Raw genomic sequence first — 21,337 nt, 5'->3', positions numbered from 1 at the left:
ATGCGACTCCTTGCCGTCAGACTCCAGAACCTGAACTCCCTCAGCGGCATGCATGAGGTGAGGTTTGATGCGGTGCCGCTGAGCGCGGCGGGCGTCTTTTTGATCACCGGGCCGACAGGCGCGGGTAAATCAACGCTGCTGGATGCGATGACGCTGGCGCTCTACGGACGCGCAGCACGCTATGGCAATGACAAGGCGGATGAGATGATGAGCCGGCACACGGCGGAATGTCTGGCGGAGGTGGATTTTGAAACGGGTGGTGAAACGCTGCGGGCGATCTGGCGGCTGCGTCGTGCGCGTGGCAAGGCGGATGGGAAGCTGCAGCCGGTGGAGAGGAGACTGGCGAATGCTGCCACCGGAGCCATTCTTGCGGAGAAGGCGGGGGAGATGGACCGCATCATTGAAGAGAAGACGGGGCTGGATGCTCAGCGATTTTTACGCTCCGTGCTGCTGGCGCAGGGACAGTTTGCGGCGTTTTTGAAGGCGAAGCCCAATGAGCGAGCGGAGCTGCTGGAGAAGATCACGGGAACGGAGATTTACAGTGATCTTTCCGTGCTGGCCTACGAGACGCACAAGGCGAAGGACGAGGCTGCGCGCACGCTGAAGGAGCGGCTGGGCGCTGTGATGGTGCTGGACGATGTGGCGCGGGCGAATCTGGAGACCAGCCTCGATCAAGCAAGAACGACTTCCGCGCGCCTGCAAGGCGAGAGCCAGGCCACCGCGCAGCAACTGCGGGAGCAACGAGAGCATGCAGGCATCGTGGCTGAGATCGCGAAGCACACTGCGGCGCTCCAGACGTTGCAGAAATCCCAGGTGAAACTGCACGCCGACACCGCCAGAAGCAAAGCTGCTGCTGAAGAAGCACGGCTGCAGCGCACGAAGCGTGAGCCACTCTGGGAACAAGCGGCTGGAATGGCGGCGCAGAGCGATCAGCTCGAAAAGCAGCTGACCGACAGCCGGGCAATGTATCAGGTGTGGGCCAAGGACCAGAAGGAGACGGCCGCCAAGCGCGAAGCCGCAGAAAAAGCCCTGCATGCGCACGACGAAACCAGCAAGACGCTGGAGGCGTGGCTCAAGCAAAACGCAGGTGATGCGGAACTGGGCGAGGCCCTGCCGAAGCTGCGCGGCGCAGTGAGAGAGTGGCGCGCTGTGTTTGAGAAACTGGCCGATGGACGCAAGCGCCATGCGGAGGCCACCACAATGCACCAAAACCTGTCCAAGGCGGAAGCAGCCATGGCAGCGCTAGTGCAGCAAGGCACGGAAGGAGCGGCCAAGGCGGAGAAGGCACGAACAGAGCTGGAACGACTGACTAAGGCGCTGGAAGCACAGCGGGAGCTGGTGCGGCATGCCGAGCAAGTGGCGGGATTTGATGAGCACCGGCAGGATTTAAAACCCGGAGAGGCCTGCCCGCTATGCGGAGCGCTGGAGCATCCGTTTGCCAATGCGGCAACAAATTTTGAGTCGCAGCTCCAAGCGGCCCGAAAGCTTCTAAATGGGATGGATCAACAGCGTGAGAATGCCAATCGCGGGCTGATCGCGCTGGAGCGTGAGCTCGCGAAGAATGGAGCGGAGACGTCTGCGGAGCGGAAGCGAATCGAGGAAATCAAGAAACGCGTGAGTGAACTCGAAGCGCCAGCGGAAGAAGTGTTGGAGCAATGGAGCGCTGACGAAAAGCTGAAACGCGATGTGGTTCAAAACAGCCATGCGCTCAAGCATCTGCACGAACTGGCCACACCGCAGGAAGCGGAGCGCGAACTTGGTGCGCTGGAACAACGTGCGGCGGTGTTTGCCAGGAGGCGTGACGAGTCGCTGCAGAAGCGTGGCGAGCGGCAGAAAATCGAAGGAGACGTCCAGCTGGCCAGACAAGAGGAGGCAGCGAAGGCGAAGCGGCTGGAGGAACTGAAGAACGAGGGAGTAACGCTGCGGGCCAAAGCGGATGCCCTGAAGGCAAAGCTGGGTGAACTGCTGGGCGGCAAAACGCTGAGCGATGACCGGCATATGCATGAAGCACGTGTGGCCGCGATGGAAAAAGGATGGCGAGATGCAGAGGCGAAACAGAACGCCCTGCAAACTCAGATCGCAGCGTCAGCAGCCAAGCTGGAGCAGCTGGAAGCGAGACGGGAACCGTTCGCCGGCCAGAGCGTGGTGGATACGAATGCCCTGGAGGAACTGGAAGCGAACGCAAAACGACTGAATGATGAGTTTGCAACCAAGCGCACGGAACTGGGCTCGCTGGAACAGCAGGTGCGCAGTGATGATGAGGCTCGGAAGCGGCGGGAGTCAGGCGGTGCTGAGCTGCAGGCGGCGGAGGCCGAGGCGCTGCGCTGGGGCAGGCTGAAGGAGCTGATCGGGTCGGCAGATGGGGCGAAGTTTTCGAGATTCGCGCAGTCGCTGACGCTGAAACAGCTCATCGGTTTGGCGAACGAGCATTTGAAGGTGCTGGCTGAGCGCTACCGGCTGATGGCGGCAGAGGGTGATGAACTGGATCTGCGCATCGTTGACCTGTATCAGGCCAATGTGGACCGGCCGATGGAGAGCCTGTCTGGAGGTGAGAGCTTTCTGGCCAGCCTGGCGCTGGCGCTGGGCCTGAGCGAACTGGCAAGCCGGCATCACCCGATTGATTCGCTGTTTATTGACGAAGGCTTTGGCACGCTGGATTCGGAGACCTTGGAGGTGGCGCTGAGCGCACTGGAGAATCTGAGATCGCGTGGGAAGACGATCGGGCTAATCTCGCATGTGGAGCTGCTGAAGGAGCGGCTGACGACACAGGTGCGGGTGGTGAGGGGCGTGGGAGGGACGAGCCGGATCGAGGTGGTGACGTAAAGGATGGGACGCTGGCTTGAGGTGCCCTTCATCGTGCGGGCAAGAGTGCCCACATCACTTTTTCTCGAAGACGAGTTTGCCACCGAGCCAGGTCTTGAGGACTTGGGTTTGCACGAGGTCGTCGATGGGGCAGGTCAGAGGATCGCGGTCGAGGAGGATGATGTCGGCGAGTTTGCCGGGCTCAAGGCTGCCGGTGTTTTTTTCGGACTTCAGGAGGAAGGCGTTGTTGGAAGTGTAGAGACGGATGGCTTCCTCACGGGTGAGGGCATTTTCGGCGTGGACGGGCTGGTCGAGCTTGCGAGCCTTGCGGGTGATGGAGGTCCACATGCCGAGCCAAGGATTGTAGGGATTGATGCTGCGGAAGGAACCGATCTTCTGCATGTGGTCGCTGCCGCCGCCGACGATGACTTTTTGATCGAAGCAGGCGCGGAGTGGCTGGAAGCGGGACATGCGCTCTGAGCCGAAGTGGCCCGTGAGCGTGCGCCCGTCCATGTGCAGCCAGATGGGCTGCAGGTCGATGCAGACGCCGAGTTTGGCGGCTTTGGCGATGGAGTCGGGATGCATGAAATTGCAGTGGGTGACACTGCTGCGCGCGGCGCGAACGCTGCCGGGCCTTTGTGCATCGACGGCCTCGTAGGTGTCGATGAGGAGCTGCACGGCGGCATCTCCGACGCTGTGCGCGGTGAACTGAAGACCGGAGTCGGTGACTTTTTCGACGAGCTGTTTGAGGCGGTCGGCTGGGATTTTCTGCACACCGCGGTATTGCGCATCGGTAATTCCGTAGGCTTCGCTGATGCCCCAGGGCTCAAGCATCCATGAGCTGCCGGTGAGCATGCCTCCATCGAGATAGACTTTGGTGCCGATGATCTGAAGCATGGGGTCTTCCTTGGTCAGCGGATGCTGGATGACTTCGTCGATGGCTTTTTCACAGGCAGGCCAGAGGCTCATGCTAGGAATGCCGGGAGAAGGACGCATGCGAACGGTAAGGTCGCCCTTGGCGAGCATTTTCTGGTAGAGCTCGCACTGCTTGAGGCTGGAGTCGCGATCTGCCACGGTGGTGAGGCCCACGGAGTTGTAATCGTGGAAGAGTTCCACGGTGCGGCGGTAGGTGTCTTCGGCGGTGGGGGATTTTGTGGAAGTGGGAGCTTTGACGTTGTGGCTGAGGCTGCGGAGGAGGCCGGTGGGCTCTCCCAGGACATCCACTTCCATTTTACCGGCGCTGCCTGCGGGCACCTTGTAGTCGCGGCTGTAACCGCCGAGCTTGAGCGCGAGGCTGTTGAGCATGGAGTCCGGCCCCGTGGAGAAGACGACAGGGTTGTTGGGTGCGATGCGGTCAAGCTCCTCGCGCGTGGGGTAACGTTTCTCCTCCAGCCGTGTGATGAAGATCTGCCGCACGCTGATGAGATCGCCCGGCTTGGAGACTTTGACGCGTTCGCTGAGGTAGGCGAGCACCTCGGCGATGGTTTCCATGGTGGGGATCTCGTGGTCAAACTCGATCATGGCGGCGCCGGGGTGGACGTGGGAGTCCATGAGGCCGGGGAGGAGGGTTTTGCCGCCGAGATCGATTAGCTGGCTACCCTGCCCTTTCAGCTTCAGTACGTCGTCATTGCTGCCGACAGCCTCAATGCGTCCGTCTGCATTGATGGCCACGGCTTCGGCGATGCTGAAGTTTTTATCGACCGTGACGACCTTGCCATGATGGAGGATCAGAGCCGGAGCGGCGGGCAGGGAGACAGATGCCAGGGCGGTGAACAGGAGCGCGAGTTTCATCAGCATACCAACGTCGCAAAAATCCAGTTTGTGCTTCTCTGAATCGTCAGCCCGTGCTTGGTTGAGGCCAGCAATGGCCATTTCGAATATCGAAAACAAAGAGTCCCAGATCCTGGTGTATGATGAAAGCAGCCAGTGCGTGGGACGCATGCCAAACAAGCGGGTGGAAATAGCTGGGTTCACCTCCGATTTCTTCGTCACGGTGGAGGGTGGCTGGATCCGCACCTATGACCAGGAATGCGAACGTATTGGCAGCATGAGCGCCATTGGGGTGAGTGTGCGAAGTGTGTCGGGCGGGAACTTCACGGTGTCAGAAGCGGGGGATGTGCGGACGTATGACCGGAAGTGCAAGGAGGTGCGCGGTCGTAGCAACTGAGTGTTACACCCACATGGCCTCCAGGCGCTTGGCGCTGACGGGCTGGGCAGTGCCGAGCTCCTGGGCGAAGATCTGGACGCGGTATTCTTCGAGCATCCAGCGGAAGGTTTCATGCTGGGATTTGGGCACGTGGGACTGCCAGCCGTCGAAGTCGGCGATGAAGTTGTATTTTTCGATGTCCTTGGCGGGATTGGCGAGGCAGCGTTCGTTGCGAATCTGGATGGCTTTCAAGTAGCGCGGCAGATGCTGAAGCTGCTCGTGCGGAGTGGTGGCGAGGAGGTCGGCGGGAATGAGACGGGCGATGTCCTGCTCGAGGCCGGGGTAGCGTTTGGGCAGGGCGAGGAGTTTGGCACGCAGGTCGTGGAGCTGGGTGAAGAGAGTCTTCACGCGATGAGTAACTGCGGGCAGCTCGCGGCGGACGGTTTCGCAGAGTGTGAAGAAGCGCTCCTGGGTGAGAGGGAAGGTGGGCTGCAGACGCAGCATGTGGGCGAGGATGTGCTCGTGGGCCTGCTGAGCGAGTTTGGACACGGGTGCCGCAACGGGAGCATTGAGCTGGCTGAGTGCGGCCTGAAAGCTGGCGGGCTGCTGGGGCTTGGCCGGAGCAGTGCCGCCGATGCTGCGGAGCTCTTTGGGGAGCCAGGCGAGGTCTTTGCTGAGGGTGTTTTCGGCGAGTTTGCGAACGGCGGCGGGAGTGCCGCGTGCGGCTTCGGCGGAGGTGCGGAAGAGGCGGACGTCGATCTCGCCCTCGCGCAAGACGAGGCCAAGGTAGCCGAGAATGGGGGTGCCGTTGAGTTCTTCGACGACGATTGTTTCGGGCAGGTCGCCGAAGGACCAGGTCTTTAGGGCGAAGCGTTCGACACGCGGCAGGAGCTTATCCCAGGCATCTGAGCGCGCGTCCTGCTTCTGCACGGTGGTGCGGATGGTATCGAGGTCACGGCTGGCGGCGATGACGGTGTTCTTTTTGGGATCGAGCACCTCGACACGCGGCTGCAGGTGCGCAGGCAGGCTCTGTGGCGGCCAGTCTTCCGCACGAACATGGATGCGGTAGCGGCGCGTGATGAAATCGGCGAGCGCAGTATGGAAGTCTTCGCGTCCAGGATCGAAGGCAGCGGCGATTTCCTTGGCTTTCGGGTCTATGGGCATCAACTGGCGGCGGATGACTTTGGGAAGCGCGCGCAGCATGACGTTGGCAAGTTCTTCCCGGATGCCGGGCACCATCCACTGAATCTGACCGGTGGTGAGATGACCTGCGAGCTGGGCTGGCACGCGCACAGTAACGCCGTCGGTTTCCTCTCCGGGCTGGTAGTTGTAGGTGACAGGCAGCGCGGTGTTTGCCAGAGCTACCTGATCGGGGAACATCTGCAGGTCGGCCTCGAATTCTTCGCCGGCGGTGAGGTCGTGCTCGGTGGCACAGAGGAAATCCGGCTGCTCCTCGATGTGCTCTTTGACGAGACGGTTGAGATCGTGAATGGAGGAGACGTTTTTGATGCGCTCGTCGTAGAAGCGGAAGAGACGCTCCTCGATGGCATAAACGCGATTGCTGCGCACGCGGGTGAGCATGGTCTCGATCTTCTGCCGCAGCTTGTTGTTGTGCGTGTAGAAGCGCTGGGTGATGGGCACTTCCTGGCTGTCGACCAGCGCGGCGCGGATGAACATCTGCGTGGCCGCGACAGCATCGACCTTGAGGAAGTCGATGTGCTGACGTCTCACCTCCAGCCCGTGAATGAGAACGCGCTGCGTGACGAGAACACGCCCGGCTTTGAGATTCCAATGCGGTTCGCTGTATTTGAACTGGCAGAGATGCACGCCGAGTTCGGCGATCCAGTTGGGATCAATCCGGGCGAGCGTGCGCGCAAAGAGCTGCGAGGTCTGCACGATCTCGCCAGCGACGATCCACTGTGGCTGACGCCCCTTGTCCTGGCCGGGCTTGCCTTTGCCGTTTTTCTCGCGGCGCTCGTAAAGGTTTGAGCCGGGGAAGACGCAGACCTGGCGATTGCCCGCAGCCTTGTAGAGATTGCGCTCCTCCTTCATGGCGATGTGGCCGAGCTGGGCTGCGAGGATGGAGCGGTGGATGGCGTTTTGTGTGGCCTGGTCCAGGCCGCTGGTATCGTCCGAGGATGAAGCGGACTGATTTTGATTTCGCTGTGGCTCCCTGGGACCGGGGCTGATTTTTAAATCGTCGCTGAAGGAGTCGCAGAGCTGTTTCCAGACATCGCGCCACTCCTGCATGCGAGTGAAGGAGAGGAAGTTTCCTTTGCAGAATTTACGCAGGGCATTGCGTGAGTTGCCTGTGGGCTCGGGAGAGGCGTTCCAGATTTTGAGAAGGGTTAGGAAATCGGAATCGGGAGCGGCGAAGGCCTTGTGCGCGGCGTTGGCGAGTTCGCGCTTTTCTTCGGGACGCTCACGTGGATCAGGAATGCTGAGGCCTGCGGCGATGATGAGCATCTCTGGCAGGGCTTTTTCGGTGCGGGCCTGAAGGAGCATGCGGCCCAGGGTGGGATCCAGCGGGAGGCGGGCAAGCTCGCGACCAAGCGGTGTGAGCTCGTGCACCTCGCTGAGCGAGCCGAGTTCGTGCAGAAGGTCGTAACCGGCGCGTATGGCGGCGCTGACCGGAGGATTGATGAAGGGGAAGTCCTCGATCTCGCCGAGCTTAAAGGCCTTCATGCGCAGGATGACCTCGGCCAGATTGGCGCGCTGAATCTCCGGCATGGTGAAGCGGTCGCGCTTTTCGAAATCTTCCTGCGAATAGAGGCGGATGCAGATGCCGTCCTGCACACGGCCTGCACGGCCAGCGCGCTGATTGGCGCTGCTCTGAGAGACGGGCTCCACGGGCAGGCGCTTGGTGCGGGTGCGGGGATTGTAGCGACTGATGCGGGCGAGTCCTGTATCCACCACATAGCGGATGCGCGGAATGGTGATGGAAGTTTCGGCGACGTTGGTGGCGATGACGACACGGCGTTTGCGCCCAGGCTGGAAGATGCGCTGCTGCTCAGCGGAGGCCATGCGGCCAAAGAGGGCGAGCACTTCAAAGCCGGCACCGAGGCGGCCATCGAGCAGATCGCGCGTGTCACGAATGTCGCGCTCGGTGGGCATGAAGACGAGGACGTCGCCGTCATCCGTCTCGATGAGGGCGTTTTCCACAGCGGCGGCGGCACCGTCGATAAAGCCATAGTCATCTTCTCCGCCCTCAAGAGGTGCATAGCGGATGTCCACGGGATAGAGGCGCCCAGAAACTTCGATGATGGGAGCGCCACCAAAGGCGGCGGAGAATGCCTCGGTGTCGATGGTGGCGGAGGTGACGAGGAGCTTGAGATCGGGGCGCTTTTTGAGGAGGCCGACAAGGTAGCCGAGGAGAAAGTCGATGTTCAGGGAGCGTTCATGCGCTTCATCGAGAATGAGGACGGAGTAGGCCCGGAGCATGGGATCGCTCTGGATCTCGGCGAGGAGGATGCCGTCCGTCATGAACTTGATGCGGGTGTCGCGGCTGGTGTCGTCACTGAAGCGCATCTTGCAGCCCACCTCCCTGCCCCAGGGTACGTTCAGCTCTTCGGCCACGCGTTTGGACACGCTCATCGCTGCCACTCGACGCGGCTGGGTACAGCCGATCTGGCCGCGCATGTCGTTCTGCAGGGCCTCCAGACACATCTTGGGCAGCTGGGTGGTTTTGCCTGAACCGGTTTCGCCCGCGAGGATGACGACCTGATTTTGACGAATGGCCGCGATGATCTCCTCACGGCGGGCCGTGATGGGAAGGTCTGCGGGATAGCTGATCTGCGGCATGGGGCGAAAAAGGGGCGGGAAGAGTAGGCGGAAAATGAAGAATGACGAATTCCGAATGACGAATGTGCCGGAGATGTATTGTCCGGGATGGAATCCACCCGCGCCAAGTCAGCCCCCATGGGGGTTTGTTCTGTCACCGGCAAGACACAGCCCCTGGCCAAGATGCAGACGCTGAGAGAACTGCGCCCCAACATCTCCCAGACCCTGCGCAACCGGCATCCGGAGCTGGCGGAGGACTCGCTGCTGTGTGCAGAGGCTGTGAATGCCGCGCGGCTGGAGTACGTGCGCCATGTGCTGGAAACCCAGGTGGGGGACCTGACAAAGCTGGACGAGGAGGTGGTGGAGAGCCTGCACAAGCACGAGGTGCTGAGCGAGCGTCCACTCTCCGAGATGGAGGAGGAACAGCACCTCACCTTTGGCCAGCGGCTGGCGGACAAGATCGCGGATTTCGGCGGCAGCTGGAGCTTCATCATCTCGTTCTGCCTGTTTTTGCTGGTCTGGATCGTGATCAACAGTGGCATGCTGCTGAAGCAGCCGTTTGACCCCTATCCGTTCATCCTGCTGAACCTTATGCTTTCGTTTCTGGCATCGCTCCAAGCACCGGTGATCATGATGAGCCAGAACCGGCAGGAGGCACGCGACCGACTGCATGCAGAGGGCGACTACAAGGTGAACCTGAAGGCCGAGCTGGAGATCCGACACCTGCACGAAAAAATGGATTACCTGCTGCATCAGCACACCACCAAGCTGATGGAGGTGCAGCAGATCCAGCTGGACCTGCTGCGCGAGCTGGCACACGCACGCACCAAGGCAGCCAAGTAGCTCAGATGGAGCGCGGCAACGGACCGCGAGGGGTGAGCTTCACATTCTGAGCAGGCAGTCTGGCACCGTCCTTGATCCACTGGCGTAGAGCATGCGCATCCTTCTTGGAGATGGCATGCCCGCTGGGAGGCATGGCCCCGGGGACTTCATCCGGGAAAATGACCACCTGATAAAACCGGCTGGCATCAGGTCTGCCGGGAACGATCCAGTGGGAGCCGATGAGCTTGGCGATCGCCCGAGTATCGTTGATCGGCGGCATGGTGGAGAGGCGATTGTCGCCATGACAGTGCACGCAGTTGTGCTCCAGAACGTGGAGCGCAGCGTCTGCACCGCTGGCATCGGCTGCCTGGCGCACAGTGTGTGCGCATGATGACAGCAGAACGGGCAGCACAAGGAGCAGGCGCAGGCTTTTCATGCCGCAGAGTGTGCCAGATCTTCGGCCTCAGGGAAACTGCAATGCATGCGCAGAAATTGGCTCACTCCTCGCCTTTGAAGTAGTCCGCCTCCTGCATTTCAAAGACCTTCCGCTGCGGCTTGGTCATCCATTTGCCGGAGTCGGGGTAGTGGATCACATCGGCGCGGGGCTGGTCGGCAACGACGATGAACGTCAGGTCTTCGGAGCCGTTGTTGATCAGCTGATGGGCCTCGCCGGGCGGAAAAACAAGGTAGTCGCCTGCCTTGATGGACTCCTTGCCGGCCGCGGTGCGCACCTGGCCCAAGCCGCTGAGGATGTAGTAGGCCTCCCACTGGGCCGAGTGCTCATGCAGGGGAAAATTGATCTTCCCTGCCGGGATACGGTGGATTTCGAGATCAAAGGGGTGCCCCCCACCCCAAGTGCCCACGTCCTTCTGCCCCCCGGCAGCGATGGAGAGTGAACGACGGGCGAGGCCATACTTGCCCTGCGGGGAGTTTTGCTGGGTCCAGGGGAGGTCTTCGGCGTGGGTACGTGTCATGAGGTCAGGATGTAGCATGCCGGAGGCGGTTTGGCGCGGGCTGGCGCAAAGATTTTTCGGTAAAAACGGCATCCCCGCTTGCCAACGGGGCGTTCCCAATGCAGTTAGAATCATTCTAATTCTAAAGTTGTCATGCCCCCCTCCCCTTCACGCACTCCTGCCAAACCTTCCGGTCTGGACTGCCGTCTTGCCGTGCTGGGTTCGGACGTACGCCTGACGCCGCACCGGCGCGAGGTCTTTGAGGTACTGGCGTCCTCCACGGACCACCCCACGGCCTATGACATTCTGGACCGGGTAAAAAGCCGCAGCCCGGGCATCTCGCTGGCCACGGTGTACAACTGCCTGGAGCACCTGACGAACGCAGGCCTGATCAAGCTCGTCCACTTGGAGCGCGGCCAGTCTCGCTACTGCGCCAATCTACACGAGCACGTCCATTTCCACTGCGAGACCTGCGGCAAGGTCATTGATGCGCATCCAGTGGCGGATTTTGACCCTGCCAAATTTTGGAACCTGCCTGCGGGCACCAAGGTGACCCGGACGGACCTCGCCATCCATGGCACGTGCGCGCAATGCGCCAGCAAGGCCTCCCAAACACACTCCTGAACTCTTCCCACCCACCCCTTTCCATGTCCCTCGAAATTAAAGCCCTCCACGCCCAGATCCCCGGCCGCGAAATCCTCAAAGGCCTGAACCTCACAATCAACCCCGGTGAAGTCCACGCCATCATGGGTCCGAACGGCTCCGGCAAGAGCACGCTGAGCAAGGTCCTCTGTGGCCACGAAGACTATGAAGTGACCGGTGGCGAGGTGCTGCTGGACGGCGAGAACATTCTCGACATGAGCGTGGACGCCCGCAGCCGCGCCGGTCTTTTCCTGGCCTTCCAGTACCCGCATGAGATCCCAGGCGTGAGCAATGCGAACTTTCTCCGTGCCGCACTGAAGGCCCGCCTGCCCAAGGGCGAGGACATCGACGCCGTGAAGTTTTACAAGCAGCTCTACGCCCGCATGGACCAGCTGGAAATGGACCGCAGCTTCACCAGCCGCAGCGTCAATGAAGGCTTCTCCGGTGGTGAGAAGAAGCGCAACGAGATCCTGCAGCTCATGATGCTGGAGCCCAAGTACGCCATCCTCGACGAAACCGACTCCGGCCTGGACATCGACGCCCTCAAGATCGTTTCCCGCGGCGTGAACGCCATGCGCAGCGAGAACCGCGGATTCCTCGTGATCACCCACTACCAGCGCCTGCTGAACTACATCCAGCCCGACATCGTGCACGTGCTGATGGACGGCCAGATCGTCCACACCGGCGGCAAGGACCTCGCTCTCAAGCTGGAGGAGAAGGGCTACGACTGGGTCAAGGAAGAGATGCTGGCGGCGGCTTGAACATCTCACCGGCTATAAACCCTCAACTTTCCTTTTTTATGGTCTCCGCTCCTGACTCCACACTCGAAGCTCATGCTTCTGAGATTCCTGACATTTCCGACATCAAAGTCGACAGCGTCGGCGATTTCACTTTCCCTGAGCGCAACAAGTATGACTCCGGCTTCGGCATCACCGAGAAAACGGTCGATTTCATTGCTGATGTGAAGAATGATCCTGACTGGATTCGGGAGTTTCGGCACAAGGCGCTCAAAGTCTTCCAGGAAAAGCCTATGCCCACACACTGGGCCACGAAGGATCTGGAGAACATTAAGTTTGACGAATTCCGCTACTACCTCAGCGACGGCCAGAAGCCGAAGCGCTCCTGGGACGATGTGCCTGAGGACGTGAAGAAGACCTTTGACCGCCTGGGCATTCCTGAGCAGGAGCGCAAGTTCCTGGCAGGAGTGGAAGCTCAGTATGACTCCGAAGCCGCCTACTCCAACATCAAGGCGGCCGTGGAGGAGCAGGGCGTCATCTTTGTGAACAGCACCGAGGGTCTGCACAAGTACCCTGAGATCTTCAAGAAGTGGTTTGGCAAGGTGATCCCCACGGGAGACAACAAGTTCTCCGCGCTGAACAGCGCGGTTTTCTCAGGTGGTTCCTTCATCTACGTGCCACCAGGCGTGAAGGTGAAGCACCCGCTGCAGGCTTACTTCCGCATTAACAGCGAGCAGTTTGGCCAGTTTGAACGCACGCTGATCATCGCTGACGAAGGCGCCGAAGTGATGTACATGGAAGGCTGCACCGCGCCGAAGTTTGAAACCGCCACGCTGCACAGCGCGGTGGTGGAACTGGTGGCCATGAAGGGCGCCAAGATCCAGTATGTGACCGTGCAGAACTGGAGCAGCAATGTCTTCAACCTGGTGACCAAGCGCGGCATCGCGCATGAGGATGCCGAAGTGCGCTGGATCGACTGCAACATCGGCAGCCGCCTGACCATGAAGTACCCGGGCGTGATCATGAAGGGCAAGCGTGCGCGTGGCGAGGTGATCAGCATCGCCCTGGCCAACAGCGGCCAGCATCAGGACACCGGTGCCAAGATGGTGCATGCCGCCGATGAGACGACAAGCAACGTCATTTCCAAATCCATCTCCATCGGCCAGGGACGCAGCACGTATCGCGGCCTGGTCCACATCCCGAAGCACCTGAAGGGCTGCAAAAACAACACGGAGTGCGATGCTCTGCTGATCAACAGCAACAGCCGCACAGACACCTACCCTGCCATCTCCGTGCGCGGCAACCAGCACGCCACTCAGCATGAGGCGAGCGTGAGCCAGGTGAGTGCGGAGCAGATCTTCTATCTGATGCAGCGCGGCCTGACCGAAGCGGAAGCAATGAGCCTCTCCGTCAACGGCTTCATCAACGATCTCGTGAAGGAGTTCCCGATGGAATACAGCGTAGAGCTGAAACGCCTTATCGATCTCGAAATGGAAGGCAGCGTCGGCTGACCAGAACCACCGGCCCTCAAACCTTCACTGCCATGTCCGCCACTCTCGCCACAGCCCCCAAAAACAATCCCGTCCCAGTGTCTGCAGCCACCGAAAATCCCGCCCCATCCGGTCTCGAAATCACCACGCCTGTGCGTGATGAACAGAACTCCCCTGGCTGGTTCCTGGCACGCGCTGAAGCGGCGTGGGCTGAGTTTCAGAAACTGCCGATGCCTGGCATCAAGGATGAAAACTGGCGCTACTCCAGCTCCAAAAAAATCGAGCTGGCAGATCATACGCCTGCAGCAGCTCCGACGACGGCAAACACCTCCGCAGCCCTGGCCGCCACGCAGGGCCTGAAGGAGCGTGCAGCACGCTTTGTCTTCGTGAACGATGTGCTGGTGGAGTCCGACACCGCCAACCTGCCTGCGGGCGTCGTTTGCGTGACGTTTGCCGATGCACTGCGAGATCATGGTGATGTGCTGAAGCAGCACTTCATGCAGCGTGAAATGACGCTGGGTTCGGCCAAGTTTGCCGCACTGCATCTGGCGCATGTGAAGGCTGGAGTGGTCATCATCGTGCCCAAGAATGTGGCCGTTGAGAAACCCGTCGAAGTTTTCCACTGGGTGGTCGGCGATCATGCCGCCATCTTCCCGCATACACTCGTGGTCACCGGCGACAATGCCGAGATCAGCGTTGTGGATCACTACCGCAGTCTTGAAGGCGAAGGCGGGCTGAGCATCGCCATTGCCGATCTCATCGGCGGACGTGGCAGCAAGATCACCTATGCCGCCTGCCAGGAGCTGGCGGATGACGCGCAGGCGCTGCATCTTTCCAGCATCGTTGCCGAGCGTGATGCCGCTGTGAAAAGCTTTCAGGTGCAGCTGGGCGCGAGCTTCAGCCGCAGCGAGAGCGTGAGCGACCTCGTGGGAGAAGGCTCCCGCAGCGACATGCTGAGCGTGTCCCTGCCCATCGGCGAGCAAATCGTGGACCAGCGTACGTTGCAGAACCACAAGGCCCCTCATGCCAGCAGCGACCTACTCTACAAGAACGCGCTGTATGGGAAGTCACGCAGCATCTTCAGCGGCCTGATCACCGTGGATGAAGGCGCACACTACACCGACGCCTACCAGACCTGCCGCAACCTACTCAACAGCAACGAAGCCGAGGCAACCAGCCTGCCAGGCCTCGAGATCAACGCGGACCAGGTGAAGTGCAGCCATGGTGCGACGAGCGGTCCCATCAGTGATGAAGAACTCTTTTATCTCAAAGCTCGTGGCATCAGCGATGGGGAAAGCCGCAAGCTGATCATCGAAGGCTTCCTGGCGGGTGTGATCGAGCGCTTTGGCAATGGAGAGCTGCTGGACACCCTTGTGGCCCGCATTGATGAGAAGCTGGAGCGTGCGGCTTGAGTCAGAGATACACGCGAGGCACGCGTGAGTTGATGTTGGTCAGCACCTCATAGGCGATGGTGCCGGCCGCATCTGCCACATCCTGGGCGGTGATGGTTTCAGCGCCATCACTGCCGATGAGGGTGACGACATCGCCATTATAGGCGGTGCCCCATTCCAGGTTCACCATGAACTGGTCCATGCACACCCGGCCGACGATGGGGTGACGCTGTCCACGAATGAGCACTGAGCCGCGATTGGAGAGGGCGCGGAAATAACCGTCTCCATAACCGACGGGCACTGTGACGACGCGCACCTGATGGTCGCTGCGCCAGGTGCCGCCGTAGCTCACCGGGCTGCCCGGTTGGACCACTTTGAAAAACACAACCTGGGATTTCCAGCTGAGGGCCGAAGTCAGTGGAACCGTGCGGAGTGTTTCCTTGGAAGGATAAACGCCGTAGAGCATGATGCCCGGGCGCACGAGATCGAGGTGGCTCTCCGGCAATTGCAGGATGCCGCCGGAATTGGCGATGTGGCGCAGTGGCGGCTGCAGTCCGTGTTTGGGGTAAAACTCGAGGACTTCAAGGAAGCGCGAAAGCTGCTCTCTGGCGGCGGAGAGATCGGAATCGTCCGAGCTGGCAAAGTGGGAGTAGATGCCTGCCACCTCCACATTGGAAAATTGGAGGCTGGCCTCCAGAAGCTTCTCCGCGCTGTACCAATGGACGCCGATGCGCTCCATGCCGGTGTCGATTTTCAGATGCACACGGGCCTTCGTTTTCACTGCGGCGGCGGCTTCATCAATCTGCCGCAGTTTGTCGATGGAGGAGGCGGCCATCATCAGGCCATGCTCGATGAACTGCGGGATCTGCCGTGTAGCAACACCGCCAAAGACGAGGATGGGAATGGTGACGCCCGCCTGGCGCAAGACAATGGCTTCTTCAAGAAGGGCCACACCGAGGCATGGCGCGCCATGAGTCATAAGGTGCCGCGCCACCTCCACGAGGCCGTGGCCGTAGGCGTTGGCCTTGACCACAGGCATGACCTGCGCCGTGCCCACGTGGGCGCGGATGGCGTCATAGTTCTGCGCGATGGCGCCGAGGCTGACCTCGACGTGGGCTGGGCGGATGGCGTCGGCTGGGTTCAAGTGGGTGACACTCGACTAGCCCAAGATCGCTTTCAACTTCGCAGAAACATCGGCAAAAGCTTCGTCGCTCAGCGCAGGAGTGGCCGCAGCGGCCAGAGGGAGGCCTTCCTCCGGCAGAGTGATCCAGGAGCGGCAGCCGCCGTAGCTCTTGGCATAAGGGAAGTGCCAGTTCTGCGGCAGCTTGTAGGCACGCACGAGGGCGATGTGCAGGCAGCTCTCGTCGTCATAGACAAAGCGCTCTTTTACCACGTCCTCATTCCAGATGTGCAGCGGGGCCAGGGCGGACACCTTGTCCCAGTCTGTGACCTTCCAGACCTGCTCCAGTGTGGCGCAGCCGTCGATGTCCACGGTGGTGCGCTGTTCCTCGGGCGGAAAGTCGCGCTGAGTGTTTTCCGGAACCCAGTTCAGCTTTTCAGCCTGATTGTGAAACCAAGTGGGAAAGAGGAAGAACTGGCGGTGCTTCCACTCAAAGCCGCCGCGGCCTTCATGGATGCCCCCTTTGCGCAGAATGATGCTGAGGCGGCCCTGCACGAGGGCATCGCAGACGAAGGACCATTCTTTGAATCCGGTGGGGGTGGTGAGGTTGGGCATGCCTTGCGGATACATCGCTGGCCAGCCCCCCGCAAGTGCTGGCAGAGCGCAGAAAGTGCGGCATGCTGTGCCACGTTTGATTCTCTGCATGGCTTCTCCTTTCAATCCCACGGGTGCCTGCACCCGAATCAGCCGCCGCCAGCTTCTTTCCGCCGGCGGACTGGGGATGTTTGGGCTGACGATGCCGCGCTTTCTCCATGGTCTGGAAAACCAGGGAATGGACAAGCTGGTGGCACGCGCCAAGTCGGTGATCTTCTGCTTTCAGTGGGGCGGTCCCAGCCATCTGGAGACCTTTGACATGAAGCCGGATGCACCTGAGGGCATTCGCGGCTTTCACAAGCCGATCAAGTCCAGCGCCGACGGCATCTGGGTGTCTGAGAAGCTGCCAAAGACAGCCAAGGTGATGGACAAGGTGACACTGGTGAGGTCCGTGCATCACACGATGAAGAATCACAACAGCGCCGGTTATTATGCGCTGAGCGGCCACGCCCCGCCGAGCGATGACCAGCGGCTGAAGGATTCCCCGGACCTCTTCCCCGCCTACTCCTCCGTGGTGGACAAGATAGCACCGTTAAGAGGGGAGATCCCGACTTCGGCCACCTTTCCCTACATCGTGAGCGACGGCTCGGTAACGCCTGGACAACGCGGGAGCTTTCTGGGGAAAGAGCACGATCCCTTCATCGTGCTGCGAGATCCCAGCGCGGCGGGTTTTGCACTGCCGGAGCTGAGCCTGCCCAGCGGGGTGAGCTTTGAGCGCCTGAACGCACGACGCGAGCTGCAGAAGCTGGTGGATTCACAGACCCGGCTGCTGGACTACTCCGCCGAGGCGCGAGGCATCGAAAGCTACTATGACAAAGCGCTGGCCATGCTGCACAGCGAGAAGCTGCGTGCTGCCTTTGACCTGACCAAGGAGCCTGACAAGGTACGCGACGGCTATGGTCGCACGCCCTATGGGCAAAGCCTGCTGCTGGCGCGGCGGCTGGTGGAGGCGGGCGTCAAGTTTGTGACGGTGAACTTTGCCCAGGGCATCGGCGGACAAAGCACCACCGAAGGAGGATGGGACACACACGGCTTCAATGACACGCGCATGTTCCCGATCATTGAGAAATATCACCTGCCCATCACCGAGCAGACGCTTCCGACCTTCCTGACGGATCTCGATGAGCGAGGCCTGCTGGATGAGACACTGGTGGTGTGGGTGGGAGAGTTTGGCCGCACGCCCAAGATCAACAAGAACGTGTCACGCGATCACTGGCCGCAGTGCTACACGGCCCTGCTGGCAGGCGGCGGTGTGAAACGTGGCTATGTGCACGGTGCCTCTGACAAAAACGGGGAGCATCCTGCGGATAAACCGGTGAAGCCGGATGATCTGGCCGCCACGATGTATCATCTGCTGGGCATCCAGCCGGACACTGAGGTGCGCGATGTGGTGAACCGCCCTGTGCCGATCAGCTACGGCAAAGTCATTCAGGAGATCATCGCATGAAAACACTGCTCGCCTCCCTGTGCCTGCTGGCATGCGCCAGCCTCAGCGCCAAGGACCTTGGCATGAACCCGCTGTTCAAGCACTACATCGGCACCTGGAAGGCGGCGGGGGAGCTGAAGGGGGAGAACAACAACACTCTGGACATCAAGGAGGAATGGACGGGTAGCGCGGATGGCGACAACTCCTTTGTGATCAGAGGCACGCGAACCATCAATGGAGACACTCAGCCATTTCAGTGGACCATCACCTATAACGAGGGTGCCGACAGCTACGAGGCCAATCTGACCGGTGCCGATGGATCCCAAAACATCCATTTCGAAGGCCATGTGTCTGAAGTGAACCTTACGTTTGAGCTGAAAGCCATCACCGGCAGCGGCCAGAGCAGCATCACCATCACCGAAGCGTTTGCGGGCACAGGAGAGGCGAAAGATGTGATCGAAAGCAAGGTGACCTTCACCGGAGATGCAGGCCAGACGACGCTGGAAGGCGTAATCAAGCACGAGAAAGAGAAACAACCGTAGTGAACATCACCGACTGGAACCAAGCGTATCAAGAGAACTTCACCCCGTGGGACAAGGGACTGCCTGCACCGCCTTTAGTGGAATGGCTGGAGAACAACACCCTCACCGGCCGCGTGCTGGTGCCAGGATGCGGCGCGGGTCATGATGTGGCGCATCTGGTGTCACGCGGGATTGATGCACACGGGCTCGACATCGCCCCACTGGCGGTGGAACGCGCCAGGGCGCACTACCCGCAGTTGGCAGAGCGTTTTGTATGCGCGGATCTGTTTGAATTTCGTGGAGAGTACGACGCCATCGTGGAGCATACCTGCCTATGTGCATTGCCGCCGGAATGGCGAACCAAATACCGGGATGCCGTGGCTGGACTGCTGAAGCCTGGAGGACTGCTCATCGGAGTGTTTTTCATCAATCCGGAAATGGATCCTGGTGAAAGCGGGCCGCCGTTTGGGATCACCCAAGACGAGCTCAGCGGCCTGTTTGCCCCGCGCTTTGAAGTGCTGGAAAGCTGCATCCCAGCCAAGGCCTACCCAGGCCGCGAGGAGCGTGAGTGTCTCCGCGTGCTGAAGCGGCATTAATTGGCCGCGGCAGGAGCCGTAAAGCCTTTGGGCACGAGCTGCTTCACCGTGGCAGCGATGATGTTTTCGATGCCCGGCGCAAAACGATTGGGGCGGCCATAATAGATCATGGCACCGCCGGCCTCGTAACCTCCTTCTTCCCAGACTCGCTGTGAGGGGATGTAGCAGGGCACGTCATTGGTGTAGCCGTTCACCCAAGTGCGGGCGGGATCGTACTCGCGTTTGAAGCGCAGGCTGTAGTCCACCACCACCTCTCCTGGCAGATTGATCGTCAGCAGGGAGTTGCCGTAGTTCCAGACCTGAATGTCATAAGGCAGGGCCGGTGGAATCTTTTCTCCACGCTCGAGCATCTCCAGATGCTTTTTGGCGTGATAGGCCGTCCACTTGTTGGAGTCCGCCGCCTTGGCTTTCCACTCCTCCAGGGTGAGTGGTTTGTCGAAAGGCAGCATTACCTCCTGATGAGCGCAGCTTAGAGGGCCATTCAGAGGCTGCATTGGGTTGTTGATGAGACGCACGATTTCTTTGGCAATGGTGACGCCATGATCCATGGCAAAGCGACTCTCTTTTCTCGGGTATGGATTTTGATCTGCCCCGCAGCCGATGGCGATGAGGCAAACGGATTCAGGGAAGCGCAGTTCCAGTTCTTCATGCGCCAGCCCCGCCCAGTCTCCGTGGATCTCATTCATGCCGAGCGTAGTGCAGTGGCAGGCATAACTGGCGTGCGTGGCGATGAGCTTTTTCCCGTCTGCGGACCTGACACAGAGCACAGGCAGAGCACGATCTGTCGGCCCGCTGAAGTTCTGCATGTTTTGAAACCCCTTGTCGGTTTTCAGCCGCCTGTTGAATGCGAAGTAAACTTTGCCCACGCTCCATTCCAGCCTGGCAGGCTCCATCTTGTCCCAGGCTTTTAGGATAATGCTGACGATGTGCGAGGTTAGGTCTTCGGTATAGCGTGCGATGCGCTGCACCTGATCTGCAGGCAAGTCTGCGCCAAAGAGAAATGGCAGCACGCCTGTGAGCATAGGGGCGCAGTGAGTGTGAGTCGAATGCAGAGCCAGGCGCTCGTCCGCCACCACTCTACCAGCGGCGGCGAGGCGTTTGAGAACTTCAGTGCGCACTGCAGCAGGCACACCGCAATTGTCCACACTGACAATGACTGCGGGCTTGTCATCCTGCCATTGCACAACCAAGGCGTTTGCATGCAGACGCTGCGCCACTTTTTCATACTCAGTCGTGCGGCTGCCGTAACCGCTGAGACGCACCGGATAGTTCGGAGTGATGTCTGCATCGGCTGCGCCAGCCTTCCATGATGACTGTGCGTGAACCTGCAAAGCCGTCAGGCTCAAAAGAAGAACCGCAAAAATGATTCGTCGCATTTGCCCAATTATGGACAAATGCGACAAACGCTTACAAGACTATTCGAAAATGTAGCTACGAGCACTACATGTTGGCGTTCGTCCAGTCGATGGCAGCACGGCAGATTTCCCAGAAGCTTCCGGGTTCCAGGCTGGCACCGCCCACGAGAGCGCCGTCCACGTCCTTCTGGCTGATAAGTTCGGCCATGTTGCCGGGCTTCACGCTGCCACCGTACTGGATGCGGATCTTGGCGGCGACATCTTCACCGAAGAGCTCTCCGAGCACCTGACGGGTGAAGGCGTGGGCTTCCTGTGCCTGCTCAGGGCTGGCGGTGCGGCCGGTGCCGATGGCCCAGACGGGCTCATAAGCGATGACACAGTCGGTGATGCGGCGGGGGCCAACTTCAGCGAGGGACTCGCGAAGCTGACTGCCGAGCACCTGCTCAATCTGCCCGTTGTCACGCTCGGCGAGGGTTTCACCAATGCAGAGGATCGGATGCAGACGGGCCTCAAGAGCCGCGAGCACCTTGGCGTTCACGATGGCGTTGGTCTCTCCGTAGAGGCTGCGGCGCTCGCTGTGGCCGAGGATGACGTGTCTGCAGCCACACTCCTTGATCATGCGTGCGCTGATCTCTCCGGTGAAGGCACCGGCAGGCTGGGCGCTCATGTTCTGGGCGGCCAATTCGACGCTTTGCTCACGGGCATTCATGAGCACATCCTGGGCTTTGGCCAGGCTGACGAAGGGAGGAGCCACGACGATCTGCACCGGCACCTTGTCTGGCACCAGACGGGCAAAAGAACGGAGAAAGTCATCCGTCTCCTGGGGCGTCATGTGCATTTTCCAGTTGGCGGCGATGATGGGTTTGCGGAAGTGGGCGAAGGCCATATGAGGGGAAGTTTAC

The 21,337-nt window shown here is 60.3% G+C and carries 18 protein-coding genes; 10 read left to right on the top strand and 8 right to left on the bottom strand.

Features of this window, described 5'->3' with window-relative positions; all coding sequences use genetic code 11:
- Entirely contained in the window at positions 1-2,823 is a 2,823-nt protein-coding gene (locus tag HNQ65_RS21750) for an AAA family ATPase (protein WP_184342986.1), read from the top strand.
- A 54-nt stretch (positions 2,824-2,877) separates the two neighbouring features.
- Here HNQ65_RS21750 and HNQ65_RS21745 read toward each other — a convergent pair whose 3' ends face one another.
- Positions 2,878-4,593: an amidohydrolase gene (locus tag HNQ65_RS21745; RefSeq protein ID WP_184342984.1), complete on the bottom strand. Its 1,716-nt coding sequence runs from the start codon at positions 4,591-4,593 to the stop codon at positions 2,878-2,880.
- A 73-nt stretch (positions 4,594-4,666) separates the two neighbouring features.
- On the opposite strand from HNQ65_RS21745, the gene HNQ65_RS21740 reads away from it, so the two are divergent.
- Positions 4,667-4,969 (top strand): hypothetical protein, encoded by a 303-nt coding sequence (locus HNQ65_RS21740; RefSeq protein ID WP_184342982.1) that lies wholly within the window; start codon positions 4,667-4,669, stop codon positions 4,967-4,969.
- A gap of 3 nt (positions 4,970-4,972) precedes the next feature.
- On the opposite strand, the gene hrpA is transcribed toward HNQ65_RS21740, so the two are convergent.
- Positions 4,973-8,749 (bottom strand): ATP-dependent RNA helicase HrpA, encoded by a 3,777-nt coding sequence (hrpA, locus tag HNQ65_RS21735; RefSeq protein WP_184342980.1) that lies wholly within the window; start codon positions 8,747-8,749, stop codon positions 4,973-4,975.
- 87 nt (positions 8,750-8,836) lie between these two features.
- Between hrpA and HNQ65_RS21730 the strand changes: the two genes are divergently transcribed.
- A complete protein-coding gene (locus HNQ65_RS21730; RefSeq protein ID WP_246438537.1) occupies positions 8,837-9,571 on the top strand; it encodes a DUF1003 domain-containing protein in 735 nt (244 codons plus the stop codon).
- A gap of 1 nt (position 9,572) precedes the next feature.
- Here HNQ65_RS21730 and HNQ65_RS21725 read toward each other — a convergent pair whose 3' ends face one another.
- Both HNQ65_RS21725 and HNQ65_RS21720 read right to left on the bottom strand, forming a co-directional pair.
- Positions 9,573-9,986: a hypothetical protein gene (locus HNQ65_RS21725; protein WP_184342978.1), complete on the bottom strand. Its 414-nt coding sequence runs from the start codon at positions 9,984-9,986 to the stop codon at positions 9,573-9,575.
- Positions 9,987-10,047: 61 nt separating this feature from the next.
- Positions 10,048-10,524, bottom strand: coding sequence for a cupin domain-containing protein (locus HNQ65_RS21720; RefSeq protein WP_184342976.1), 477 nt, complete (start codon positions 10,522-10,524; stop codon positions 10,048-10,050).
- 132 nt (positions 10,525-10,656) lie between these two features.
- Here HNQ65_RS21720 and HNQ65_RS21715 point away from each other — a divergent pair, with 132 nt between their 5' ends.
- From HNQ65_RS21715 to sufD, 4 genes are read left to right on the top strand one after another with little or no spacing between them, the layout of a single operon-like run.
- Positions 10,657-11,127: a Fur family transcriptional regulator gene (locus HNQ65_RS21715; protein WP_184342974.1), complete on the top strand. Its 471-nt coding sequence runs from the start codon at positions 10,657-10,659 to the stop codon at positions 11,125-11,127.
- 23 nt (positions 11,128-11,150) lie between these two features.
- The gene (sufC, locus tag HNQ65_RS21710; RefSeq protein ID WP_184342972.1) at positions 11,151-11,906 is read left to right on the top strand and encodes a Fe-S cluster assembly ATPase SufC; all 756 of its coding nucleotides are present in this window, start codon (positions 11,151-11,153) and stop codon (positions 11,904-11,906) included.
- Between the two features lie 38 nt (positions 11,907-11,944).
- Entirely contained in the window at positions 11,945-13,393 is a 1,449-nt protein-coding gene (sufB, locus tag HNQ65_RS21705) for a Fe-S cluster assembly protein SufB (protein WP_184342970.1), read from the top strand.
- A gap of 32 nt (positions 13,394-13,425) precedes the next feature.
- Positions 13,426-14,784, top strand: a complete 1,359-nt coding sequence (sufD, locus tag HNQ65_RS21700) for a Fe-S cluster assembly protein SufD (RefSeq protein WP_184342968.1) — start codon at positions 13,426-13,428, stop codon at positions 14,782-14,784.
- Position 14,785: 1 nt separating this feature from the next.
- Here the strand turns inward: sufD and alr are convergent, their stop codons facing one another.
- Together alr and HNQ65_RS21690 are read right to left on the bottom strand one after the other, a co-directional pair.
- On the bottom strand, positions 14,786-15,907 hold the full coding sequence (gene alr / locus HNQ65_RS21695) for an alanine racemase (protein WP_184342966.1): 1,122 nt from the start codon (positions 15,905-15,907) through the stop codon (positions 14,786-14,788).
- 15 nt (positions 15,908-15,922) lie between these two features.
- On the bottom strand, positions 15,923-16,498 hold the full coding sequence (locus tag HNQ65_RS21690) for a DUF1802 family protein (RefSeq protein ID WP_184342964.1): 576 nt from the start codon (positions 16,496-16,498) through the stop codon (positions 15,923-15,925).
- Positions 16,499-16,586: 88 nt separating this feature from the next.
- Here HNQ65_RS21690 and HNQ65_RS21685 point away from each other — a divergent pair, with 88 nt between their 5' ends.
- Genes HNQ65_RS21685 through HNQ65_RS21675 form a run of 3 tightly spaced genes read left to right on the top strand, consistent with a single transcriptional unit; the run spans position 16,587 to position 19,080 of the window.
- On the top strand, positions 16,587-17,984 hold the full coding sequence (locus tag HNQ65_RS21685; protein WP_184342962.1) for a DUF1501 domain-containing protein: 1,398 nt from the start codon (positions 16,587-16,589) through the stop codon (positions 17,982-17,984).
- Complete coding sequence (locus HNQ65_RS21680) at positions 17,981-18,505, top strand: hypothetical protein (RefSeq protein WP_184342959.1); 525 nt, start codon at positions 17,981-17,983, stop codon at positions 18,503-18,505. The genes HNQ65_RS21685 and HNQ65_RS21680 overlap by 4 nt, the downstream gene beginning before the upstream one ends.
- Complete coding sequence (locus HNQ65_RS21675) at positions 18,505-19,080, top strand: methyltransferase domain-containing protein (protein WP_184342957.1); 576 nt, start codon at positions 18,505-18,507, stop codon at positions 19,078-19,080. The genes HNQ65_RS21680 and HNQ65_RS21675 overlap by 1 nt, the downstream gene beginning before the upstream one ends.
- Here the strand turns inward: HNQ65_RS21675 and HNQ65_RS21670 are convergent.
- Complete coding sequence (locus tag HNQ65_RS21670) at positions 19,077-20,456, bottom strand: neutral/alkaline non-lysosomal ceramidase N-terminal domain-containing protein (protein WP_184342955.1); 1,380 nt, start codon at positions 20,454-20,456, stop codon at positions 19,077-19,079. The two genes, HNQ65_RS21675 and HNQ65_RS21670, sit on opposite strands and share 4 nt — an antisense overlap.
- Before the next feature lie 64 nt (positions 20,457-20,520).
- Positions 20,521-21,321, bottom strand: coding sequence for a triose-phosphate isomerase (gene tpiA / locus HNQ65_RS21665; protein WP_184342953.1), 801 nt, complete (start codon positions 21,319-21,321; stop codon positions 20,521-20,523).
- Positions 21,322-21,337: the final 16 nt, after the last annotated feature.

This window comes from Prosthecobacter vanneervenii, from assembly GCF_014203095.1.
GTDB lineage: Bacteria > Verrucomicrobiota > Verrucomicrobiia > Verrucomicrobiales > Verrucomicrobiaceae > Prosthecobacter > Prosthecobacter vanneervenii.
The sequence above is the reverse complement of the archived record's forward strand: the minus strand, read 5'-3'. Positions and strand labels throughout refer to the sequence as shown.

Coding starts and splice junctions, on each gene's coding strand:
- HNQ65_RS21750 (WP_184342986.1), top strand. CDS start 1: ATGCGACTCCTTGCCGTCAGACTCCAGAACCTGAACTCCCTCAGCGGC.
- HNQ65_RS21745 (WP_184342984.1), bottom strand. CDS start 4,593: ATGAAACTCGCGCTCCTGTTCACCGCCCTGGCATCTGTCTCCCTGCCC.
- HNQ65_RS21740 (WP_184342982.1), top strand. CDS start 4,667: ATGGCCATTTCGAATATCGAAAACAAAGAGTCCCAGATCCTGGTGTAT.
- hrpA (WP_184342980.1), bottom strand. CDS start 8,749: ATGCCGCAGATCAGCTATCCCGCAGACCTTCCCATCACGGCCCGCCGT.
- HNQ65_RS21730 (WP_246438537.1), top strand. CDS start 8,837: ATGGAATCCACCCGCGCCAAGTCAGCCCCCATGGGGGTTTGTTCTGTC.
- HNQ65_RS21725 (WP_184342978.1), bottom strand. CDS start 9,986: ATGAAAAGCCTGCGCCTGCTCCTTGTGCTGCCCGTTCTGCTGTCATCA.
- HNQ65_RS21720 (WP_184342976.1), bottom strand. CDS start 10,524: ATGACACGTACCCACGCCGAAGACCTCCCCTGGACCCAGCAAAACTCC.
- HNQ65_RS21715 (WP_184342974.1), top strand. CDS start 10,657: ATGCCCCCCTCCCCTTCACGCACTCCTGCCAAACCTTCCGGTCTGGAC.
- sufC (WP_184342972.1), top strand. CDS start 11,151: ATGTCCCTCGAAATTAAAGCCCTCCACGCCCAGATCCCCGGCCGCGAA.
- sufB (WP_184342970.1), top strand. CDS start 11,945: ATGGTCTCCGCTCCTGACTCCACACTCGAAGCTCATGCTTCTGAGATT.
- sufD (WP_184342968.1), top strand. CDS start 13,426: ATGTCCGCCACTCTCGCCACAGCCCCCAAAAACAATCCCGTCCCAGTG.
- HNQ65_RS21690 (WP_184342964.1), bottom strand. CDS start 16,498: ATGCCCAACCTCACCACCCCCACCGGATTCAAAGAATGGTCCTTCGTC.
- HNQ65_RS21685 (WP_184342962.1), top strand. CDS start 16,587: ATGGCTTCTCCTTTCAATCCCACGGGTGCCTGCACCCGAATCAGCCGC.
- HNQ65_RS21680 (WP_184342959.1), top strand. CDS start 17,981: ATGAAAACACTGCTCGCCTCCCTGTGCCTGCTGGCATGCGCCAGCCTC.
- HNQ65_RS21670 (WP_184342955.1), bottom strand. CDS start 20,456: ATGCGACGAATCATTTTTGCGGTTCTTCTTTTGAGCCTGACGGCTTTG.
- tpiA (WP_184342953.1), bottom strand. CDS start 21,321: ATGGCCTTCGCCCACTTCCGCAAACCCATCATCGCCGCCAACTGGAAA.